15 protein-coding genes and 1 pseudogene are annotated in these 19,379 nt (G+C 69.4%); 7 read left to right on the top strand and 9 right to left on the bottom strand.

Annotation, left to right across the window (positions count from 1 at the left end; genetic code table 11):
• Window positions 1-20: 20 nt before the first annotated feature.
• On the bottom strand, window positions 21-656 hold the full coding sequence (locus RWE79_RS20795) for a hypothetical protein (RefSeq protein ID WP_475941574.1): 636 nt from the start codon (window positions 654-656) through the stop codon (window positions 21-23).
• Window positions 656-1,819 carry a molybdopterin-dependent oxidoreductase gene (locus tag RWE79_RS20800; RefSeq protein WP_475941575.1) on the bottom strand — a complete coding sequence of 388 codons (1,164 nt, stop codon included), beginning with the start codon at window positions 1,817-1,819 and terminating at the stop codon, window positions 656-658. Before RWE79_RS20800 ends, RWE79_RS20795 begins: the two co-directional genes overlap by 1 nt.
• A gap of 114 nt (window positions 1,820-1,933) precedes the next feature.
• Between RWE79_RS20800 and RWE79_RS20805 the strand changes: the two genes are divergently transcribed.
• The 4 genes from RWE79_RS20805 to RWE79_RS20820 all read left to right on the top strand — a co-directional run bounded on the left by RWE79_RS20805 (window position 1,934) and on the right by RWE79_RS20820 (window position 6,388).
• On the top strand, window positions 1,934-3,412 hold the full coding sequence (locus tag RWE79_RS20805) for a glycosyltransferase 87 family protein (protein ID WP_475941576.1): 1,479 nt from the start codon (window positions 1,934-1,936) through the stop codon (window positions 3,410-3,412).
• Window positions 3,413-3,615: 203 nt separating this feature from the next.
• The gene (locus RWE79_RS20810) at window positions 3,616-5,010 is read left to right on the top strand and encodes a ferredoxin reductase family protein (protein WP_475941577.1); all 1,395 of its coding nucleotides are present in this window, start codon (window positions 3,616-3,618) and stop codon (window positions 5,008-5,010) included.
• A complete protein-coding gene (locus tag RWE79_RS20815; RefSeq protein WP_475945970.1) occupies window positions 4,998-5,528 on the top strand; it encodes an FMN-binding protein in 531 nt (176 codons plus the stop codon). The genes RWE79_RS20810 and RWE79_RS20815 overlap by 13 nt, the downstream gene beginning before the upstream one ends.
• Before the next feature lie 32 nt (window positions 5,529-5,560).
• A complete protein-coding gene (locus tag RWE79_RS20820; protein WP_475945972.1) occupies window positions 5,561-6,388 on the top strand; it encodes an FAD:protein FMN transferase in 828 nt (275 codons plus the stop codon).
• Window positions 6,389-6,593: 205 nt separating this feature from the next.
• Here RWE79_RS20820 and RWE79_RS20825 read toward each other — a convergent pair whose 3' ends face one another.
• Complete coding sequence (locus tag RWE79_RS20825; protein ID WP_475941578.1) at window positions 6,594-9,008, bottom strand: hypothetical protein; 2,415 nt, start codon at window positions 9,006-9,008, stop codon at window positions 6,594-6,596.
• A 695-nt stretch (window positions 9,009-9,703) separates the two neighbouring features.
• Between RWE79_RS20825 and RWE79_RS20830 the strand changes: the two genes are divergently transcribed.
• Window positions 9,704-12,136 (top strand): N-6 DNA methylase, encoded by a 2,433-nt coding sequence (locus RWE79_RS20830; RefSeq protein WP_475941579.1) that lies wholly within the window; start codon window positions 9,704-9,706, stop codon window positions 12,134-12,136.
• Entirely contained in the window at window positions 12,133-12,357 is a 225-nt protein-coding gene (locus RWE79_RS20835) for a hypothetical protein (protein WP_475941580.1), read from the top strand. The genes RWE79_RS20830 and RWE79_RS20835 overlap by 4 nt, the downstream gene beginning before the upstream one ends.
• A gap of 248 nt (window positions 12,358-12,605) precedes the next feature.
• Here the strand turns inward: RWE79_RS20835 and RWE79_RS20840 are convergent, their stop codons facing one another.
• Window positions 12,606-14,360, bottom strand: a complete 1,755-nt coding sequence (locus RWE79_RS20840; RefSeq protein WP_475941581.1) for an esterase — start codon at window positions 14,358-14,360, stop codon at window positions 12,606-12,608.
• Between the two features lie 803 nt (window positions 14,361-15,163).
• Here RWE79_RS20840 and RWE79_RS20845 point away from each other — a divergent pair.
• A complete protein-coding gene (locus RWE79_RS20845; protein ID WP_475941582.1) occupies window positions 15,164-15,796 on the top strand; it encodes a response regulator in 633 nt (210 codons plus the stop codon).
• A gap of 370 nt (window positions 15,797-16,166) precedes the next feature.
• Here the strand turns inward: RWE79_RS20845 and RWE79_RS20850 are convergent, their stop codons facing one another.
• From RWE79_RS20850 to RWE79_RS20870, 5 genes and pseudogenes are all read right to left on the bottom strand, one after another.
• On the bottom strand, window positions 16,167-16,430 hold the full coding sequence (locus RWE79_RS20850) for a hypothetical protein (RefSeq protein ID WP_475941583.1): 264 nt from the start codon (window positions 16,428-16,430) through the stop codon (window positions 16,167-16,169).
• Complete coding sequence (locus RWE79_RS20855; RefSeq protein WP_475941584.1) at window positions 16,427-16,783, bottom strand: DUF6247 family protein; 357 nt, start codon at window positions 16,781-16,783, stop codon at window positions 16,427-16,429. Before RWE79_RS20855 ends, RWE79_RS20850 begins: the two co-directional genes overlap by 4 nt.
• An 89-nt stretch (window positions 16,784-16,872) precedes the next feature.
• Window positions 16,873-17,055 (bottom strand): annotated as a pseudogene (locus RWE79_RS20860) (nucleotidyl transferase AbiEii/AbiGii toxin family protein); the annotation flags it as partial.
• Window positions 17,052-17,405 (bottom strand): transcriptional regulator, encoded by a 354-nt coding sequence (locus RWE79_RS20865; RefSeq protein WP_475941585.1) that lies wholly within the window; start codon window positions 17,403-17,405, stop codon window positions 17,052-17,054. The pseudogene RWE79_RS20860 and the gene RWE79_RS20865, both read right to left, overlap by 4 nt.
• A 116-nt stretch (window positions 17,406-17,521) precedes the next feature.
• Window positions 17,522-18,733 carry a DUF4365 domain-containing protein gene (locus tag RWE79_RS20870; protein ID WP_475941586.1) on the bottom strand — a complete coding sequence of 404 codons (1,212 nt, stop codon included), beginning with the start codon at window positions 18,731-18,733 and terminating at the stop codon, window positions 17,522-17,524.
• Between the last annotated feature and the right edge of the window lie 646 nt (window positions 18,734-19,379).

Here is a 19,379-nt window from a genome sequence, read left to right on the forward strand (position 1 = left end):
CCCCACGGCGCGTCGTCCGGCTACCGCCGGTCGGTGCGCGGAGGGTCCTCGGGGGCAGGCGGGGCAGGCGGGGCAGGCGGGGCAGGCGGGCCATGTGCGGCGTCCGGTCCAGGGCGCGGGGGCCGCGGCGCGCGCGTGTCCGCTCGCGTGGGCGGGTTCGCCGGCCCACCGGTAGCCGAGGACCCGGGGGACGCCTCGGAGGGCGGTCCCTGGGCGGGCCCGGGCCCGGCGGCGGGCCCGGGCCCGGCGGCGCCATCAGCGGTCGGCCTGTGCCGCGGGAGCCGCCGTACCGCGTGCCAGGTCACCGCGAGGGCGGCCACCGTGCCGAGGGCGATGACCAGGTTCCGTCCGTAGTCCAGCGGAAGTACCGAGGCGTTGGTCGGGCGCCCCGGCCGCAGCAGCGTGGGGAGGGCCACCGCCGTCAGGCAGGCCGCGATGATCAGGGCACCCCGGGTCGCGCGCCGCAGCCGGGGCGGCAGCAGCGCGCCTGCGGCGAGAGTGGCCGGGACGAGCACGCCGTCGTGCAGGAGCACGGCGCCGATCAGCCACACCAGCACGTCCAGGGGCTTCTTCACGTGGGGATTCGTCAGCAGGACGGCGCCCAGCGCCATCGCGGCGATGCCCGCTGTACCGATCGTGACGCGCAGTGCCCTCATCACAGCACCTCCAGACGTTCGACCCATTTGGTCTGCAGGACGCCCGGCCGGTTCGGGGCGATGACGCGGGCCGGGAAGCCGTGGTCGAGAGCGAGGGTCCGCCCGTTCAGGGACAGGGCGAGCAGCGTCAGCGGGTCGCGGGCGTAGGAAGTGCCCATCTCCATCACCGCGTACGCCCCGTGCCGCTGCATCGACGTCACCCGCAGCCGCGCGCCGGGCGGGGCGCCGGCGCGGTCCAGCAGATCGGTGATGCGTACGCCCGTCCAGTGCGCGCTCTTGCTCCAGCCCTCGACACAGGCGATGGGCAGCACCACGGAATGCCGGCGCAGCGCCCACAGCTCCTCCAGCGTCAGTACGTACGGCCTCGGTCCGTCCACCCGCAGCCGCCAGTCCGTCAGCCGCTCCGCGGTGATCCCGGCGGCGGCCGCGGTGCGGTTGACCGGCAGGCCCTGGGGGCCGTGGTCGGGGTGGCGGGGCGCGAACAGGTCGAAGTCCTTGAGCGGGGTGACGGACTGCCCGACGGTCGTCAGTGTCACCGCCCCGACGGCCGCGCCCACCGCCGCGACGAACGCCCGCCGGTCCGGCCCGTCGGCGTCCGGCTGCGGGCGCCGCCAGTGGGCGGCGATCCGCGGGGCCTTGACGGCGATGTGCAGCAGCAGCGCGCCCACCGCGACCCAGGCCAGCGCCCAGTGGGCCGGCCTGAAGTTCCACGGCCACGGATACCACTGCAGGGTGTTGAGCAGCCCGGTGAGCAGTTGCAGCAGCACGCCGCCGACCAGCACCCCGATCGACAGCCGCTCCAGCGCGTGCGCCACCGACCGCACCGGCGGCCACTCGAACAGCCGGGGGTAGACCGTCCACAGCTTGGCGAACAGCAACGGGATCGCCGCGATGCCGCAGGCCACGTGCAGGCCCTGGGTGAGCCGGTAGCCCCACGACGGACGGCTGGGCAGCACGTCCACCGCCCAGCCCGGTGGCTGTTGCAGGTAATGGCTGATCAGGCCGGTCACGAAGGCCGTCAGGATCGCCGCACCGAGCAGGCGGCCGATCACCGTGGCGGTGCGGGGGTCGTGCAGGCGCCCCCTGAACACCGGAAGCGGCGGACGCGGCGGCCGCCGGAACTGCGGCAGACGCGGAAGGCGCGGAGGGCGGCTGGTGTCCATGCCCCCATCACACCGCGCCACCCCCGCTGAGCACGGCTTTGAACACCTTACGGAATACGGACGTCCCGCCCCGCGTCACCGTTTCCGGGGGGCGGCCGCTGGCACGGTGGCGACGTGGGAATCCGTACACGAACCGCCGTCACCGCCGCCCTGCTCGCCGCGCTCACCGCTGCCGTCTTCCTCGCGGTCCACAGCGGCGGAATCCGTGCCGACCCCGGTCGCATCCTGCTCCGGTACGGCATCGCCTGGGCGCTGTTCGCAGCCGCCGCCCGGGCCGTGCGCAAGGTGCCGGTCCGGGCCGCGACCGTGCTGGTCCTCGTCGGCGGGGCGGCCGTCGCCGTCGCGGCGCTCACCGCACCGCCCAGCACCAGCAGCGACATGTACCGCTATTCCTGGGACGGCACGGTGCAGGCCGCCGGGATCTCCCCGTACACCTACCCGCCGTCGGCGCCGGAGCTCGCCCCGCTGCGCGAGAGCCGGCTCTTCCCGCCGCCGGCCGCCTGCCGGGACCACGACCTCGTACGGAAGCTGGAACTGCACGCCGCGGACGGCGTGTGCACCCACATCAACCGCCCCACCGTCCACACCATCTACCCGCCGGTCGCCGAGGGATGGTTCCTCGCGGTGCACGAGCTGTCCCCGGACGGCAGCGGCCGCAAGGCCGTGCAGACCGGCGGCGCGGTGCTGGCCCTGGGCACCACCGCCGCCCTGCTCTTCGTCCTGCGACGGCGCGGCCGCGACCCGCGAACGGCGGCGCTGTGGGCCTGGTGCCCGGCCGTCCCCGTCGAAGCGGTCAACAACGCCCACGTCGACACCCTCGGCGTGCTGCTCACCGTCCTCGCCCTCGGCACCGCCACCGCCGGCGCCAGGCGCGGAGCGCTCCTCGGCGCCGCCATCGCCGTCAAGCTGTACCCGGTCCTGGCCCTGCCCGGCGCCCTGCCCGGCGCTCTCCCCGCGCTCCGGCGGCGCCGGGCGGCCCGCGTCGTGCTGCCCGCAGTCGGCGTCATCGCCGCCGCCTACCTGCCGTACGTTCTCGTCTCCGGCGCCGGCGTGCTCGGCTACCTGCCCGGCTACCTCCAGGAGGAGGGCTACGACTCCGGCGACGTCCACCGCTTCGCCCTGCTGCGCCTCCTCCTGCCCGACCAGGCCGCCGGCCCGGCCGCCGTAATCCTGCTGCTGCTCACCGCGCTGTACGTACTCCGCCGCGGCGACCCCGCCCGGCCCTGGAGCGGTGCCCTCCTGGTCACCGGCACCACCCTGCTCCTCACCTCGCCCGCGTACTCCTGGTACGCCCTCCTCGTCGTCGCCCTCGTCGCCCTGGACGGCCGCTGGGAATGGCTCACCGTCCCAGCCGCAGGAGCCGCCCTCTACGTCGGCGGCGCGCTGTGGGGCAGGCACGTGGACCTCCAGTCGCTGTCATACGGGGTCGCCGCACTCGCGGTGATCGCAGGTGCTGCCGTACGGGCCCGCACCGAATCGGGCCGTACGGCGTCCGGCGGGGTCGGTGCGCCGAGCGCCACTACGTCGGCAGGACAGCCGGACGCGCGGGCCGATCAAGGAGCATCAAGGCCGCCGAGGATAAAGCCAAGCTGAGGAGTTCCTGAGAACCTGCTGTCATTCCGGCAGGCCACCCAGGCCTCTATACCCCTTTTGAGCTGCGATTTTGCTGGCAGAAGTCGTCATATGACGGCCACCGCTCATACAAAACGTAGAAGTTGTGCCTCCAGCGTTGGAGTTGCGTCGCGGTACATCGGGGGCATTCGGTTCCGGCCGGGGCGCAGTGAGGAGGCCCCGTCGTGACCACCGTCGCGGACGGCCGATCGGCTTACGAGCAGTCGACCAGCCACCGCCGTCCCTCCGCACCCCCGCCCGCCATCCCGTCCGGGGCGCTGCCCGCAGCGGTACTCACGCTCATCTGGGCCGGCGCCGCCGCGGTACTGGGCCTGTGGTGGGTGAACACCTCGACGGTCTCCGGGACCGGGGCGTGGCTCACCGACGCCGGACGGATCACGGGGCTGCTGGCCGGCTACGCCGCACCCCTGTTGGTGCTGCTCATGGCCCGGCTGCCGTTCCTGGAACGCGGCGTCGGCGCGGACCGGCTGACTCGCTGGCACGCCATGGGCGGGCGGTACATGGTCAGCCTGGTACTGGCCCATGTCGTGCTCATCATCTGGGGTTACGCGCTCACCGGCGGCAAGGGCGTGATGGGCGAGACGGTGGACATCGTCTTCAACTATCCGGACATGCTCGAGGCCACCATCGGGACCCTGCTGCTGCTGGGCGTGGCCGCTGTCTCCGCCCGCGCCGCGCGCCGTCGGATGCGCTACGAGACCTGGTACTACCTGCACCTGGCCACCTATCTGTCGGTCGCCCTGGGGTTCGCCCACCAGCTGTCCAACGGCGCCGACCTCGTCTCCCAGCCGCCGGCTCGCGTCGCCTGGTACGGCCTGTACCTGGGAACGGTCGCAGTGCTCGGCTGGTACCGGCTGTTCGTTCCGTTCCTCGCCGACCGGCGCCACCGGCTGACCGTGGCCGAAGTACGGCCCGAGGGACCCGGGACGGTATCGGTGATCCTCACGGGGCAGCGGCTGGACAAGCTCAGGGCCGAACCGGGCCAGTTCTTCCGGCTGCAGTTCCTGACCCCCGAGCTGCGCTGGGCCTCCAACCCGTACTCGCTGTCCGCCCCCGTGAACTCGCGCCACATGCGCTTCACCGTCAAGGACCTGGGCGGGCACAGCGCGGCGGTGGCGCGGCTGCGGCCGGGCACCCGGGTGCGCGCCGAGGGCCCGTACGGAGCCTTCACCGCCGCACGCCGCCGGTCGCGCAAGGTCCTGCTGCTGGGGGCCGGCGTCGGCATCACCCCTCTGCGCGCGCTGTTCGAGACGCTGCCGGCCGCCCCGGGGGACCTGACGCTGGTGTACCGGGCCAGCCGGCCGGAGGACCTGCTCTTCCGCTCCGAACTGGAGGCCATAGCCACCGCCCGCGGCGCCCGGATCCACTACGTGATCGGAGCGCGCCGCGACGTGGGCGAGCCGCTCACCCCGGCCAACCTGAGCCGATACGTGCCCGACCTGGCCCAGCACGACGTCTTCCTGTGCGGTCCGGATGCGATGACCGCCACCGCGGTGAGCGCCCTGCGCGAGGCCGGCGTGCCCCGCCGCCGCATTCACCACGAGTCATTCACCTTCTGATACCGAACGCTCCGGGAGCTCTTGTGCGTCGAATCATCGTCAGCAGCGCCGCCACCATCTCCGGCGTCGTCCTGCTGCTCTCCCTCAAACCACACTCCACCGCCACCACCACCTCCGGCGCGTCGATCTCCACCGGCTCCTCCAGCAGCAGCTCGACAGCCGGCGGCACGAGTGCGAGTCCCAGCCCCGGTGCGAGCTCGTCGAGTTCCTCGAAGAGCTCCGGCAGCGGCTCCTCCACCTCCACCCGGACCTTCACCGGCACGGCGGCGCAGACCCGCTGGGGCCCCGTCCAGGTGAAGATCACCGTCAAGAACAAGAAGATCACCAACATCGAGGTGCTGGAGTACCCCAGCGACAACCCGAAGGACCAGGAGATCAACAGCTACGCCCTGCCGGTCCTCAACCAGGAGGCGATCAGCGCCCAAAGCGCCCAGATCGACTCCGTATCCGGTGCCACCTACACCAGCGGCGGCTACGTGAGCTCGCTGCAGAGCGCGATCGACCAGGCGGGGCTGTGACCGGCACACCGCTGCGGCACGTGGAACACGTGATGGGCACCGTGTTCTCCTTCGACATCCGTGACGCCGGATCCGGAGCGCGAGGAGACGCCGTCCAGGGCGCGCTGCGACGCGCCGTGGACCGCCTCCACCGCATCGACGAACTGTTCTCCCCGTACCGCGAAGACAGCCAGATCAGCCGGCTCGACCGCGGCGAACTCGCGCTCGACGCCTGCGACCCGGAGGTCGACCGCGTACTGCGGGCCTGCGCGGAGGCCGCACGGGAGACCGGGGGCTGGTTCAGCGACCGCCCCGCGGGGCGCCTCGACCCCTGCGGATACGTCAAGGGCTGGTCCGTCGAGGAGGCCTCCCGCCTGCTGCGGGAAGGCGGCTCGGTGCGCCACAGCATCTCCGGCGGCGGCGACGTCCAGACGGTGGGCGGGCCCGCTCCGGGGCAGCCCTGGCGGATCGGCATCGCCCACCCCCTGCAACCGGGCATGCTCACGGCGGTCGTCGCCGGCCAGAACATCGCGGTGGCCACCTCCGGGACCGCGGAGCGCGGCGCCCACATCCTCGACCCGCACACCGGCCGGCCGGCGACCGCCCTGGCGTCGCTGACCGTGGCCGGCGCCGGCATCACCCGGGCCGACGTCTGGGCCACCGCCGGCTTCGCCATGGGTCCGGACTGCCTGACCCGTATCGAGGCGGTCGACGGACTGGAGGCGCTGGCCGTCCTGCCCGACGGCAGCCGCCGCTGGACCTCCGGCTTCCCCGCCTACGTGGCCCCGCCCCGCCCCACCCCCGACCCCACCGACTGGCGCAGCGCCCTCCCGGCCCCCAGCCCACCCGACAGGCCGACGCCCCGATCGCACGCCATATGAGCAGGGTCGGGGCACCGGCGCGGTGGCTGATGCTCCGTTTCCAGTCCCGAGATGACGTCGCTGAGGCTCTCAGTCCTCGTGAAGGATCTCCGACTCGTGGAGTCGTGTGGCGATGTCCGTCTGGTGAGGATGTGGTCCTATGGTGCCGTCGGCAGACGGCAGGCCCGACCGGTGGTGGTCGGGCCCTGCCTTGTGGGCCCTAGGGCTACGTCACGTTGACGTAGTCACCGGCGGCTGAGGTTGCCGGGGTGGACGTCGTGCCGGGGAAGCTGAAGCGCCAGTAGCCGTCGGTGGACGCGGTGACGGTGGTCTTGAGGGCGCCGGTGGACGAGGACTTGACCGTCTTGACCGTCTTGTAGGTGCTGGTGCCCTTCTTGCGGAACTGGAGCTTCACCGACTGCCTGCCGTATCCGGAGTAGGCGCCCGTGTCGGACTGCCAGTTCGCTCTGGTCAGCTTGCCGGTGACAGTCAGGGTCTTGCCCTTCTTGACCGGCTCGGGGGACGCGTTGGCCGTGACTGCGGAGTCGCGCTGGACCAGGAGACTCTTCGCGGTGTGCAGATCGCTGTGGCTCGCGCCATCGTTCGACCAGGCCCAGGCGGCGACCTTCCACGTGCCGGCAAGGCTGTTGAGGCCCAGGCTGGAGCGCGGCGTGATGTACGCGAGCGTCGTCTCGCAGACCGATGTGGTGGCGGACCGCGCGGTGCACGTCGCCGGCCAGGTGTCGAAGAGAACGCCGCTGGGCGTGCCGTACGAGCCGCGGTACAGGTAGAGACCGCCTTCAGCGATGCCGGAAGGGTCGGTGGCCGTGAACTTCGCGCTGAAGTACTGGAGCGCGGCGTTGGTCAGGACAACCGGCTTGCCACTGCCGACCACCACGTTCGAGATCTTCGTCGTGCCGGTCTGTTCGTCGCCCTGGGCAGCCGGGCCGCCGAAAGCGCGGATTACGGTGCGTCGGACACTGCTGCCCTCGTCGTTCACGGCCGTGACGCGCAACGACACGTACGACGCGGTCGCGGGGGCGGTGAGCGTCGCCGAGACGCCGGTGTCCGTGGTGGTGAGCGGCAGGTCCGTCCAGTCGGCGCCGTCGTCTGTCGAGTACGCCAGACCGGTGACCGTCTCCGTGGCTTCGTCGGAGCCGCGGGTGGTGGCCGTCACGCCGAGGGTCAAGGGATTCGTGCTCGCAGCGTTGCGGGCGTCCAGGCCGGAGGCGGTGAGTGCGGTGTCGATCAGGGGCAGTTCCTTGCCGCTGCTCGCGCCGGTGGAGGTGAACGCCCACTCGCTGCGGACCAGTGTGGACAGGCGGGAGTAGCCGACCCTGCGGGTGACTGTGTGTTCCAGTTCGTAGGCGCCCGTGCCGCTCGGGACCGTGGCGGACAGTGTGTCGTACGGGGACAGGCCGGCGGCCGACGCGAGGGTCTCGCCGCCGGAGGTGAGCAGGAAGGACGACTTCGAGCGGTCGTCGGTGCCCGTGTTGCCCGCCGCGTCGCTCGCGGTCTCCGGCTCGTACAGCCTGATCTTCGTGGAGGTGCGGACGGAGCCGGAGGGGAACGGACTCGGGCCGAAGGGGGCCATGCCCATCGTGACACCGGCCGTGATGCCGGCGGACAGCGTACGGTCGGGCAGGTAGAGGCGCTGGTCGCCGGAGCCGTAGGAGAGCAGGCGGGAGTAGGAGACGCCCGGGGTGACGTACTCGGTGGTGGTCGCCGCGGTCTTCACCCGGCTGCCGATGTAGACACCGGTCCATTCGCCCGTGTTGGGCACGGTTTCCAGGTCCGCCCGGATGACGGCGCCCTGCGCCCGGATCGGGGTGCTGGTCCTGGCGAGGCTCGTCCTGCTCACGGTCACGATGGGAGAGGAGGGCACGGTCTTCTTGAAGGAGTACGTGAGGTCGTAACGGTAGGGGCTCGGCGCGGAGGCCGAAGAGCCCTTCTTCGTCAGCACGTCATGGATGCGCAGCGCCGTCCCGGTGACCGAGAACGGCGTCGTGTAGACCTTGCTGCTGCCGGCGCCGGCGAAGCCCGCCAGATCACCGCCCGGCACCGAGATCCACACCGCGGAGGCCTCACGCGCGGCGGTGGCGTCATCGGTCCTGACCGCTGTCTCCTTGGCCTTGCTCTGGTCGAAGCGCACCGTGAGAGCTGAGTCCGTGACCGTGAAGGCCCGGGCCAGGAGGTAGCTGGGCTGCTGCCAGTCGCTGTGCAGGGCGACGGCGAAGTAGTCCCCGGGCGGGAGCTCGGCGGTGGCGTCCGGACCGTTGTCGTCGTTGTCCACGGCCACGGAGGACCAGTTGGCGCGGTTCCACAATGCGACCGTCTTGCTGACGACGTCCGCGTTGGTGACCGTGAACTTCACCTTGTACGTCGTCGTCGCGGCGACCGTCATCGTCGAGAGCGCCGGCCCTTTGGCCGTCGCCATCTCCGTCGCGGCCACGGGCTGCCGCCGGCTCACCGGACGCACGCTGACGTCTCCGTCGGTCGACGTGATGGCGTACCGTCCCGTGCTCCGGCCGTTCTGCGCCGTCACGCCCACGTTCTTGCCGTCGACCAGTCCTACCCGTTCACCCGTGGCGAGCCGCGCGGTGCTGCCGGCGCCCTTCGCATGTCCGACGGTGCCGACCACCCCCTGATCGTCCCCGGGCGCCACGCGATCCGCGGCCGAGCTGCTTCCGGTGCCGGTCACGACCAGCGCCGAGGCCGCCATCACGGCCCCCGCCAGTGCGAGAAGCCCCGATGCGCGGCGCCCTGTGCGCCTTGTGCGTCTCATGTCGTCGGCAGGCGACATCGCGCCGTTCCCCCTCTGCCCCGTCGGGTTCGTCTTGACGCGATCCCGTCAGTGGACACCTTAGAGCCCCAGGCGCAGGCGTCGAACGGCTCTACGAGTGCGGCATCCGGCAGGCCGGTTGCAGGGCCCGTCCGTGCGGCGGTCCGCCCGCACCGGCAACCCCCGGGGGCTGTCGGACCGGGAGGCGTCTGCGGGACCTGGGCCAAGCGGGAGCAGCGGAAGCCCCGAACGGAAGTCGCGAAGGCGAGGAGAGTGTGGGCCGGCATGCCGTGGCGGTGGCCGGCCTGCCGCAGCTACCAGGCGTGAGATGTTAAGCCCAATGCATCGCTAATCTGAGGATGGGAGTCGTCTGCCGGGATGAAGCTGCTCAAATCTGTGCACGAGGGGCCGACTCTCGTCTGTGGGCTCCATGAGCCAGGCAAACGAAGTATCTGAGTACTGGAAGTACTCATAGCTACGTCATGTGGTGAACGCTCTAGAGTCATTCCCAACGAAAGCCCACTCAGCGGCACTTCGAAGGGTTCCGACGCGGCATGAAGAAGAGCACAGGCGTGTCCGATGGCGATCGCGATCGCCTCATCACACGTTCCCAGATCGCGGCCATGGCAGGTGTGACGCGGGTGGCAGTCACCACCTGGGAGCGGCGAGCGGCTGACTTCCCCACCCCCCGGCGTACCGTCGGCCAGGACTACTTCCACGAGTCCGAGGTCCTTCGCTGGCTCGACGGAAGACGGGTGCCACCGCGCCGCCGGGCGCCAGGGGAGGGCGATCACCTCACCTACGGGGATCGGGTACGGAGGCAGAGGTCGTCCACATTCGCGGCCCAGGAGGGCACAACGCGACAGGACGATCGGCCCGCGCTTCACCCCCGGGAAGAGCCGGATCCGCAAGATGTCGAAACCGTCCGCAGGCTCATGGGGCCACTGGCCGAGAGGGTGGGAGGCGCGGACAAGGCGGTCGGCTACCTGAGCCTGCTGGCCGCGCTGCACTTTCTGCGGGTGACGAAGCCTGCCTGCTGGGAGGAGCTGGAGGCCTACGCCATGTCCGGCTCCGGGTCCGGGGCGCGCTCCAGCAGTACCCTGCTGCGGCTTGTCGGTTCGCGGACGGACGCGGTACTGCGCGGCAAGGGAGTCCTGTCCGAGATGCAGGATGCCCTGGCTCGCCTGGAACCCAGGCAGTTCCAGGACCTCGTGCAGGTGGTCCGACTGGTCGGTGGGCTCAGCCCTCATGCTTTCCAGCTGATCATCGAGGGCTACGAGGAGGCGGCGCGTCTGAGCAGCCGGGAGTTCTTCACACCGCTCCCAGCGGCCCATCTGATGGCGGCACTTGGACGGGCTGCCAGGGAAACCTCCCTGAGCCGCGTGTACGACCCGTATTTCCGCGGTGGTGAACTCCTCGGCGCGGCGGCCGACATCGCGTTGTGGGCGGGACGAGGGCCTGGCGCAGCCGATGAACCGTTGCCCGAACTCCTCGGGCAGACGCCGAAGCGAGTGACCTTGTCGCTGGCGAGTATGAACCTCGCCCTGCGAGGAGTCCGCTTCGTCCTGCAGCTGAAGACCGCCGGGCGGCCGTGGGAGGAGACATGGCCTCGGGAGCCGGTCGACCTGGTTCTCACCAACCCGCCCTTCAACATGAAGGACGCCTTGCGTGAGACCACACGCACCGGGCACTGGCCCTACGGCGCTCCTCCGGTCGGCAATGACAACCTGGCCTACCCCCAGTACGTCCTGTCCGTTCTGGCCGAGGGCGGACGCGCTGTGGTGGTCATGCCGAACAAGGCGGGCAACTCGGGGAACACCGCGGAGCGGGCCATCCGTCATGCGCTGGTGGAGCGCGGCGTCGTGGAATGCGTCGTCGCGATGCCGGACAAGCTCTTCTCGGGCACCTCGGTGCCCGTGTGCCTGTGGCTGATGCGGCATCCGTCCGATGCCGGGGACCATGTCCTGTTCCTCGACGCGCGGAATCTGGGCGATGTGCGGCGCGGCGGCCGGCGCGTTCTCGCGTACGACGACGTCCACGCCGTCATCGACTCATATCTGGCCCTTCGCCAGGGGGCCGAACCTGACCAGCCGGGCGGTCTCCCTCCAATGACCGTACCCAGCGCGCGCGTCGGCAGGGAGGCGCTGCGCCGAACCGACTACTCGCTCAATCCGATCGACCACATCGGCGGCTCGTCGGTCCTGGACAGCGGCACGTCTGGCAGCGCCGAGGCGCAAGCCTGGGCCGAGGTGTCGTCGCTGACTGAGAGGTGCAAGGACCTGGACGAGCGCACCGCAGGACTGCGTGCCGTCCTTGCGACCGACCGGGTGCGTCAGGCGCCCCAGCGCAAAGTCACACTCGCGGAGCTGTGCGACATCCAGGCCGGCCCGTCGCACGCGCTGCTGGCACCGAAGGACCGGACTCCGCACGGCGCGGTGCCGGTCGTCTTCCCCAAGCACCTGCGGGACGGATGCGTGAGCGGCGACGGCGACGAGCGTGTCTCGCCAGAACTCGCCGAACGGCTGAGGCGCTACCGACTGGCGGCAGACGACATCGTCTGTGTCCGTTCGGGCGCCATGGGGTCACCCGCCCTGGTGCAGTGGGACCAGGCGGGGTGGCTCATGAGTTCCAATGTCATCAGGCTTCGCTGCCGCGGGGATGCCGAGGTCATGCCCCGCTACCTCCTCACAGCGCTGAGCCGACCGCACGCCGTCAACTGGGTAAGGGACCGAGCGGCCGCTACTGCGGCCCCGTTCATCACCAAGGCCGCACTGGGACGCCAGGAAGTCCTGTTGCCTCCCCTCGACGTGCAACAGGAGATCGCCGAACTGCTGGTACTGCTCGGGGAGCGGTCCACCGCCCACCGAGAGCTGGCGGCGGCAATCATGCGGGCCCGAGGGCTCCTCCTTGAGCCGCTCATGAGCGGCACTGCATGGCCCTCACCAACGCAGCTCGCAAAGGCAGCGAAAGGAAGCCCCCGACCATGACCAGCTCCGACACCACGGGCCCCGCCTCGTCCATCACCTGGGCTCTGTGGCTGCTGATCATCGTTCTCTTCTCCGCGCTGGTCGCCGTGTGCGTGGCCGCGCTGAAGTACACGACCGGGACGGGAATCGCCGACGTAATCCTGTACGCGGGGACCGCGTTCGGCGCGACGGCCGGGTTGTGCTTCGCCGCGGTAGGAGCGGTCAAGACGCTACGGGAGTAGACAGCCGTGAACGGTGGCCGGTCCACGCCGAGTGCACCGGCCCCGTTCGGGAGCTCTGTGCGCCGCCCGCACCAGGCAGGAGAGAACAGCGGCTCGTGTCACCGACGGGAAAGTGCCCGAGCGGCTTGCGGAACGGTGAAGGCGCTGGGCAGCGCGGGAGGTTGTGCTGCCGGGGAGCGCCTCCGGTTCGGTGCCGGGCGCCTGATCGAGGCTCGTCGGTCAGGCGCCCGGGCTGTCCGAACTGATGATCACTTCTTGATGACGGACTCCACCCAGCTGATGAAGTTCGCCGTCGAGCCACCGGTGCGCTCGGCCTCTGTGTGTCCTTGGGCCCACACAGTGGCGAAGTCGACGTTGCGGATGCCGTAGTTCTGCAGGGCCAGCGCGATGTTGATCTCGGTCGTGTTGGCCGTGTCACCCTGCATGATGCCGGTGCGGATGCGCCAGTGCCGCGCCACCTGCGACCGTCGGTAGCCGCCGAAGGCGGGCGAGAGGAAGTACAGCGGGTTGTACGCGTCGGCCCGCCAGGTCATGTCCTTGCCGACGCTGTCCTTCTGGGCGAAGTCGCTGTCGTACGCCGAGGCGCCATAGGCGGACTCCCAGTCGGAGTACGTGGCGTACGTCGTCTGGTTCGCCTTGATGACGTCACGAGTGAGCGGCGCGAAGTGCGACGGAGCGGCGAGCCCCATTGCGAAGACGTTGTTCTCGGTCTGCCCGCGGGAGTACCCGTCGAACGCGCCGACCGGCTTGCTCGCGGTCTTCTGGCTGTTGACGAAGCCCTCGAGGCCGGACACCGTGACGGTGTTGGTCGTGGAGTCGTAGGTGACCCAGGTGCTGTCGGTGTTGAGGTAGGCGATGTAGTCGGCGACCGTCTCGTACGTGGTCGAGGAGCCCGTCGAGCCCGATCCGGGCGGCCCGCCCCTCGTCGTGACGGTGTACGGGAAGGTGTTGTCGGACAGGAAGTGGTTCAGCGAGGTGGTGATCACCTCGATCAGGTGGTCGTAGTAACTGCCGGCCAGGTAAATGCCGCTGCTGGACTCGGTCAGCTCCAGGCGCCTGCCGTGCTCGTCGCGCAGACCCAGGCGGTTGAGGTACTTGGGCCAGGCTTTCGCAAGGTCCGTCGAGTAGGCGCTGGTCCACGTGCCGGACGCGCGCGTGCTGGTCGAGGCGAACTGGCCCATGTTCCACTCGTAGGACAGGTTGGCCTCGTGCAGGCTGGTGATCGGGCACCAGGCCATGACGCCGGCGACCGCGTCGCTGAGGGGCCGGCCCTTGGCGTCCTCCATCGCCGCGCCGATCGTGCGCAGGTACGGGTGGAACAGGGGGCTGTCACCGGACGTGCCCGCCACGGTGTCCTGGGCGCCGCCGCCGCTCATGCCGAACAGGACGATGTTGTCCGTGCTGCCGGGCAGGACGCTCCGGTTGTACCTGAGGAACCGGACCGCGGCCTTGAGGTCGGTCACGCCCCAGGGGGCCGCGTCGGAGCGGGTGCTGGTCGAGCTGTCCCGGCCGCGCAGGCCCGGCCACACGTATATGTGCCCGGCCTCGAGGTACTGCGACACGCTGCTGTAGCTGTAGGACGTGGCCGGCTTCTGCGCGGCGTAGCCGGGGGTGTTGAGCGGGATCACGATCGGCGCGGTGCGTCCCGAGTACTCGCCGACGGTGCCCTTCCGGTTGACCGTCGCGGTGTACGTGGCCCCATCGCTGTTCGCGGTGGCCGTCAAATAGGCACCCGGCACGTAGATCGACAGGTTCTCGTAGTCCGTCGCGGCCGGGTTCGCGACGTACACCTTCCCTATCTGGTAGTACACGTCGTTGGTCGAGTCGTACGACCAGGCGGTGGAATCGAACTCCAGCGAGTACGCCGAGGACGTGCTCGACGAGCTGCTCGACGATGAGGTGCCGGCGAAAGCCGAGCCTGCCGCGCCCTCGGCGATTCCGAACGCGGCCAGGGCCGCGGCGCCCGTGGCGCTCCGGATAACGGTTCTGCGGTTGATGTCCACCCGTAGACCTCCTCGTGCAGTGGGTTATGTGGTCACAGCCGTACCTGCCCCACCGCCCTGGCGACACCGTCGGCAGGTCGGGTTGTGCAGCATTCAAGTCCCAGACTGCAGGCCGGAGCCCAAGATTGTTCACAATTTCGATGATAATTTTGTGAGAAGGTTCATCGCGCGGGCTGCCCGTCGGCCCACTTGCCCGGCAGTCGTCATCGGGTCGTGCGTCTCGCCGATGTTGTGGTGTTCCAGGAGCGCCGTGCGCGCCGACGGGAGGGGCGTCGGCAGATCGCCGAGGCGATGGACGAAGCAGAGCTGCCCTACTGAGTCCGGCTGTGGCGTGTTGAACGATCGAGGGGGAAGGCGCACCGGCGCGGGTCTTTGTGGACACCAACGTCCTGTTCCCGTTCTCTGTCATGGATCTGATGCCGGTCCTCACGGAGGATTCGGTCCACGAGGTCGTGTGGTCCCAGCGGCTCCTGTCGGAGTGGGAGCGAGTCATCGTCCGGGAACAACGACGCTCGGCCGAGTCGGCCGCAGCCGTCACCCGGGCCATACGCCGGTCCTTCGCGGACTGTGAGATCCCGGAACCTGCCTATGCCCACCTCGTCGACGGGATGCCCGGCGGCGACCCGGATGACCGACACCACTCCGCGGCCCCGTGGCCGCTGGGGCAACCGCGCTGATCACCTGGAACCTTGATGACTTCCCCGTCAGCGAACTCGCGGCGCGCGGCGTACGGGTTCTCGACCCGGACTCCCATCACGCTCCGCTGGTAGCGCACGTTGCCTGGCAGCCTCCACGATGTACGGATGCCTCAGGCCATATGGATCAAGCTTATTGAAACTATCCCTGCCGTTCTCTGGGTGGCTTTCGCTGCCACCACCTACTTCACCCTTCGGGGGACGATCGTCCAACGCGTGGTCCCTCGATTAACCGCTGTTCGGGCTCTGGGCGTTGAAGTTGACCTTGCTGGGGAGTTGCTCGATCGAGCCCAGGAGGGCAGTCGAAGCATCGTTACCGCAGCGGGCAGGAGAACGGCGTTGGGCAGGCTGGAGCACGCAGCCGACGTGCTCCAGGGCGGCAAGGTGCTCTGGGTCGATGACCGCCCCGAAGGTAACGCACCGCTCGTGGAGCTGTTCCGTGCCGCTGGCATGCACATCGATCTTGCCCCGTCTACCGAGGAGGCGGTGCCGCTCTTTCGCCGGAGACCGTACGACGTGATTATCAGCGATCTCGATCGAGAAGGCGATCCACAGGCGGGCGTCAAGATGCTGCGGATCCTGGAGCAGTACAACGTCAGCGTACCCGTGCTGATCTACGCGGGAAGATTTGACCCTGAGAGGGGGGTTGACCGAAGGATCTTCGCAGCAACCACAGCACCCCTCGAACTCGTTCACTACGTCATTGATCTGATGGAAAGGTCTCGTCTCAGCTCCCTTTAGCCCAGGCCTGAGAGAGAGCCACAGAGGGCACCGACGTCGTGGCGCTCGCCCAGGAATCGGCGCCATGATGGACGGCCTTCAGATCCAGTAGGTGCTCAATGCGGAGGGCTCGACGGTTATGGTGCGGACCACGTACCTGTTACCACAGAGACATCGCGGCCGGGCAATGTGACATTCGCACTGAGTAAGCTTGGGATTCTGATTGAGCAGCTACGTGGGCGCTGAACTGCGAGAACGCCGCCTTGTATTCGTCCGACTTGGGGGCCGTATCGCCGTGCTGTCCGTGGCTGACCGCTGGTTCTGGTAAGCATCTGGTGCAACGCTGCGACTCAGATGACCTTCGTCGCCAGCCCGATGGCGCTGGACGCCGTCAGCCCGTCCAGGTCACTTGGGTGACGACGATCAGGCGTAGGCGCTCCAGTGCGAGGAACATGAAGAAGCCGCGCCCTCCAAAGATGTCCTGGCTGCGCAGCCCTCCGCCATGCAGCTTCCCGCGCCCGACCTGAGCGGCGTCAGCGCCGAGTTCAACCAGTTGTCCGGCCAGCCGTTCAACTTCGGCCACGACTGCTTGCGGCATTCCGCCGACGACGTGTTCGGCGTCCGGGTCGTAGTCCCACGTCCAGCGATCGGTCACGCGGAAGCCTCAAGGCGCGCTGCATCCATGATGCGCCGGATTTCGGCGAGCAGGGGCCGGGCAGTATCGCGATCGGTCGCGGTTGCCGCTGCCGTCTCCAGTTCGTGCAGGCGTGCGGCTCTGGCCGGGTACCGTTGAAGGGCCACGAAGTCGCCCCACCAGGTGAGGAAGGACTGCAGTGGCGTGATGGTGCTCTGGGTTGCGGCCTGCTCGGCCGCCTGGTCCAAGTGCTCAACGAAGGCCGGCAGATACCCGGGAGCGATCTGTGCGACGGCTGCTCGCAGCGCGGCAGGCGTGAGCGGGGGCATGGGGATCAGCGGCCCGTCGGGCACGCAGGTGTGCTGCTCGGACATCGGTCGTCTCCAGATGGGCGATGCGCTGTGCATCCGGGAGGCTTCTCGGGGATACCGGGTGGCACAAAGCCTACCTATGCTTCGGGCCCGACGTTGGCAGCGATGTCTGCCAGGGGGTCGGGGTTTTCGGTGGCGACGTCGAGATCACGGCTGAGCCGGCTGACCAGACCGTGGGCTTGTACGGCGTAGCCCCCGGTGAGTGCGAGCGGATAGTCCCCACCGACGGCGAGGATATCGGCCAGTAGGCGGCGGTGCAGGTCGGTGAGGTTCACGCGGCGGTTCGGGCGGCGGAGGCCAGCTCGGGGAAGGTGTTCTCCCAGGCGTCGCGGAGGTCGCGGCTGATCAGCGTACGGAGTACGGGCCACAGGCTGATGAGCAGGCTGTGGTTGAGGTAGTGCACCAGGTCGTCGTGCATGCCTTCGGCCAGGATGATGCGGTAGTAGCTCATCCGCAGCCGCGGTTGGTCGAGGTCGAACCGGGCCAGGCCCGCCCACGCCAGGTGGACGGGGAGCGTGACCGTGCCATAGGTGGGGCCCGTGAGCTCGGCGAGCTCTACGGGCTGCCGTCGGGCGTACTTCTCGCGGCGCAGCCCCGAGTCCGGGATGCCGGACGTTGATGCCATGCCGCGATTATCCCAGACCTGCCGTGTCGTGGCCGGTCACCTCGGTCAAGTCGCAGCGAGGACACTGCTTCCGTGGATCGTGGGCCCGGAGCGTATCCGCGAGGTGCACCCCCGAGTTACCTGTTCCGGATCCCCTTGGACGCCGTGGACTCGGGTTCGGAAATGCGCCAGACGATTCGGACCTGCTCGTCAAGGGGGAGCGAGGGGCCACCAATGTAGATGCGGTGGATGAGGTAGAGGATGGCCAGCCGGAATGCGTCCGGCTCAATGTCGTCCACCGTCGCCCGGCTCAGCTTGTTCACCTGGCGGACGATGCGTGGCTGGGTTTCGAGAGGGCCGAGCTCGGCGACGAGTTCCGGTTCGAGTTCGCCGTCCTCGCGCACGGCCAGGATCGAGCGCTGCATTAGGTCGGGCTCGGCCTCGATCCGGTCGAGCATGCGGCCGAGGACGTAATCGTGGATCACGTCTGCCTCGATTCCGCCGTGCTCCTCGGGCTCCTCGCCCGTGCAGCTCGGACACCCCTCGCACTCGACGGGTCCGACGAGGTCACTCTCCGGTCCTTCGTCGGCTTGCCGAGTGGAGATGAAGCAGGAGGCCGCCCACATGATCTCGGATCGGCTCAGCTCCAGGTCTTCGGCGGTCCACAGGTCGAGGTCGGCGGGTCCGCCGCCTCTTCCGTCCTCCGGCATCGGAAGCTCGGAGCGCATCAGGGACTCCAGGCTGACCAGAACCGGTTCCCAGCCTTGGGTGCTGAGCAGCAGCGTCGCCACCGCGTCCCCCGGGCGTTTCCAGAAGATGAGGTCCTCGTCGTCACCGTTGACGAAGTGTAGAACGTGGTCCCCCGGGTCGAATTCGACTCCGGACATCTCGCCCAGGTGAGTGAGGACGGCCTGTCGGCCTCGGTAGCGTCCGACGTAGCGGCGGGCCTGGGCTACGAAGGACTCCATGGTGGTGTCGTCCAGTACCGCGTTGGGGCTGACGCCGATGAAGCGTGGCGGATTGAGGGGACCGAACCGGCGGAGCTGTTGGGTGGCGTTCGCCCAGTGCAGTCTCTTGGCGTCCGGGTCGTACACCACGCAGTAGACGGGGATGTTCCCGTTCGCCCAGGTGTCGCCGTGCCGGTCGACACGCACCGCGTAGCCGTTGCCTCGGCGCCAGCTGCCCCCACCCTTGACCTGGACCTTGATCGTGTCGCTCGTGACATCCCCGTTGACGGTGAAGGTGACGTAGAGGTCCTCGCCGAAGTCGTTCTGCCCGGATATCTCTTGAACGATGTGATCGTGTTCTTCGAGTAGGGCGCGCAGCGCGTTCACTGCAGCCTGTGCCACGCGCCGCCCTTTTGCGATCTTCGGCATACCAGCCTCTCCGGAGGTCCCTCGCCCGCCCCGGGCGGATCCGGGGCAGCGCTGTCCTCAATCACCCTGCCTGACGCCTCTGACATTCGGGCCTCGGAGGAGAGGGGACGCCCGGAGCCCGCTGCGGCCGAGCTTGGCGCAGCCGACAATGACGAAGCCCCAGGCCGCTGACCTGGGGCTTAAGTATGGAGCGGGTGACGGGAATCGAACCCGCGCTCTGAGCTTGGGAATCACAGGGGCCTTCTGGCTTGTGTGTGCAGGTCAGGCCGCTTGTTGCTGGCGCGGCGGGTGGTGTGAGCCTTGACCGCTGGTGCCCTTTGCTCCCCGTGGGATACCGCTCCGCCTGGTGAGGAAGTGGTGCGGCAGGTCTACGGCCACCTACTTCAGGGCCCGTCAGGTTGCAGCCGGGCCAGCGGTATCACCAGGTCGCCCTCACCTCCGCCCTGCGCGCTGCGGCCTCCCCGACCACGGCCTCTACTGTGTTATCACCTGCACCGCAGACCCGGGCGGCCCGGAACCCGCCGCCGGAACCCTGGCCGAGGCAACGGTTGTCGGGTTCGTCGTCCAGGTCGACGAAGCCCAGATCGGCGATGGTGCCCAGGCCGGCCGAAATGCGGAT

The sequence above is a fragment of the Streptomyces sp. RLA131 genome (assembly GCF_056270125.1).

Coding starts and splice junctions, on each gene's coding strand:
- RWE79_RS20865 (WP_475941585.1), bottom strand. CDS start 17,405: ATGGCATCAACGTCCGGCATCCCGGACTCGGGGCTGCGCCGCGAGAAG.
- RWE79_RS20800 (WP_475941575.1), bottom strand. CDS start 1,819: ATGGACACCAGCCGCCCTCCGCGCCTTCCGCGTCTGCCGCAGTTCCGG.
- RWE79_RS20820 (WP_475945972.1), top strand. CDS start 5,561: ATGGGCACCGTGTTCTCCTTCGACATCCGTGACGCCGGATCCGGAGCG.
- RWE79_RS20830 (WP_475941579.1), top strand. CDS start 9,704: ATGAAGAAGAGCACAGGCGTGTCCGATGGCGATCGCGATCGCCTCATC.
- RWE79_RS20795 (WP_475941574.1), bottom strand. CDS start 656: ATGAGGGCACTGCGCGTCACGATCGGTACAGCGGGCATCGCCGCGATG.
- RWE79_RS20855 (WP_475941584.1), bottom strand. CDS start 16,783: ATGTCCGAGCAGCACACCTGCGTGCCCGACGGGCCGCTGATCCCCATG.
- RWE79_RS20835 (WP_475941580.1), top strand. CDS start 12,133: ATGACCAGCTCCGACACCACGGGCCCCGCCTCGTCCATCACCTGGGCT.
- RWE79_RS20845 (WP_475941582.1), top strand. CDS start 15,164: ATGCCTCAGGCCATATGGATCAAGCTTATTGAAACTATCCCTGCCGTT.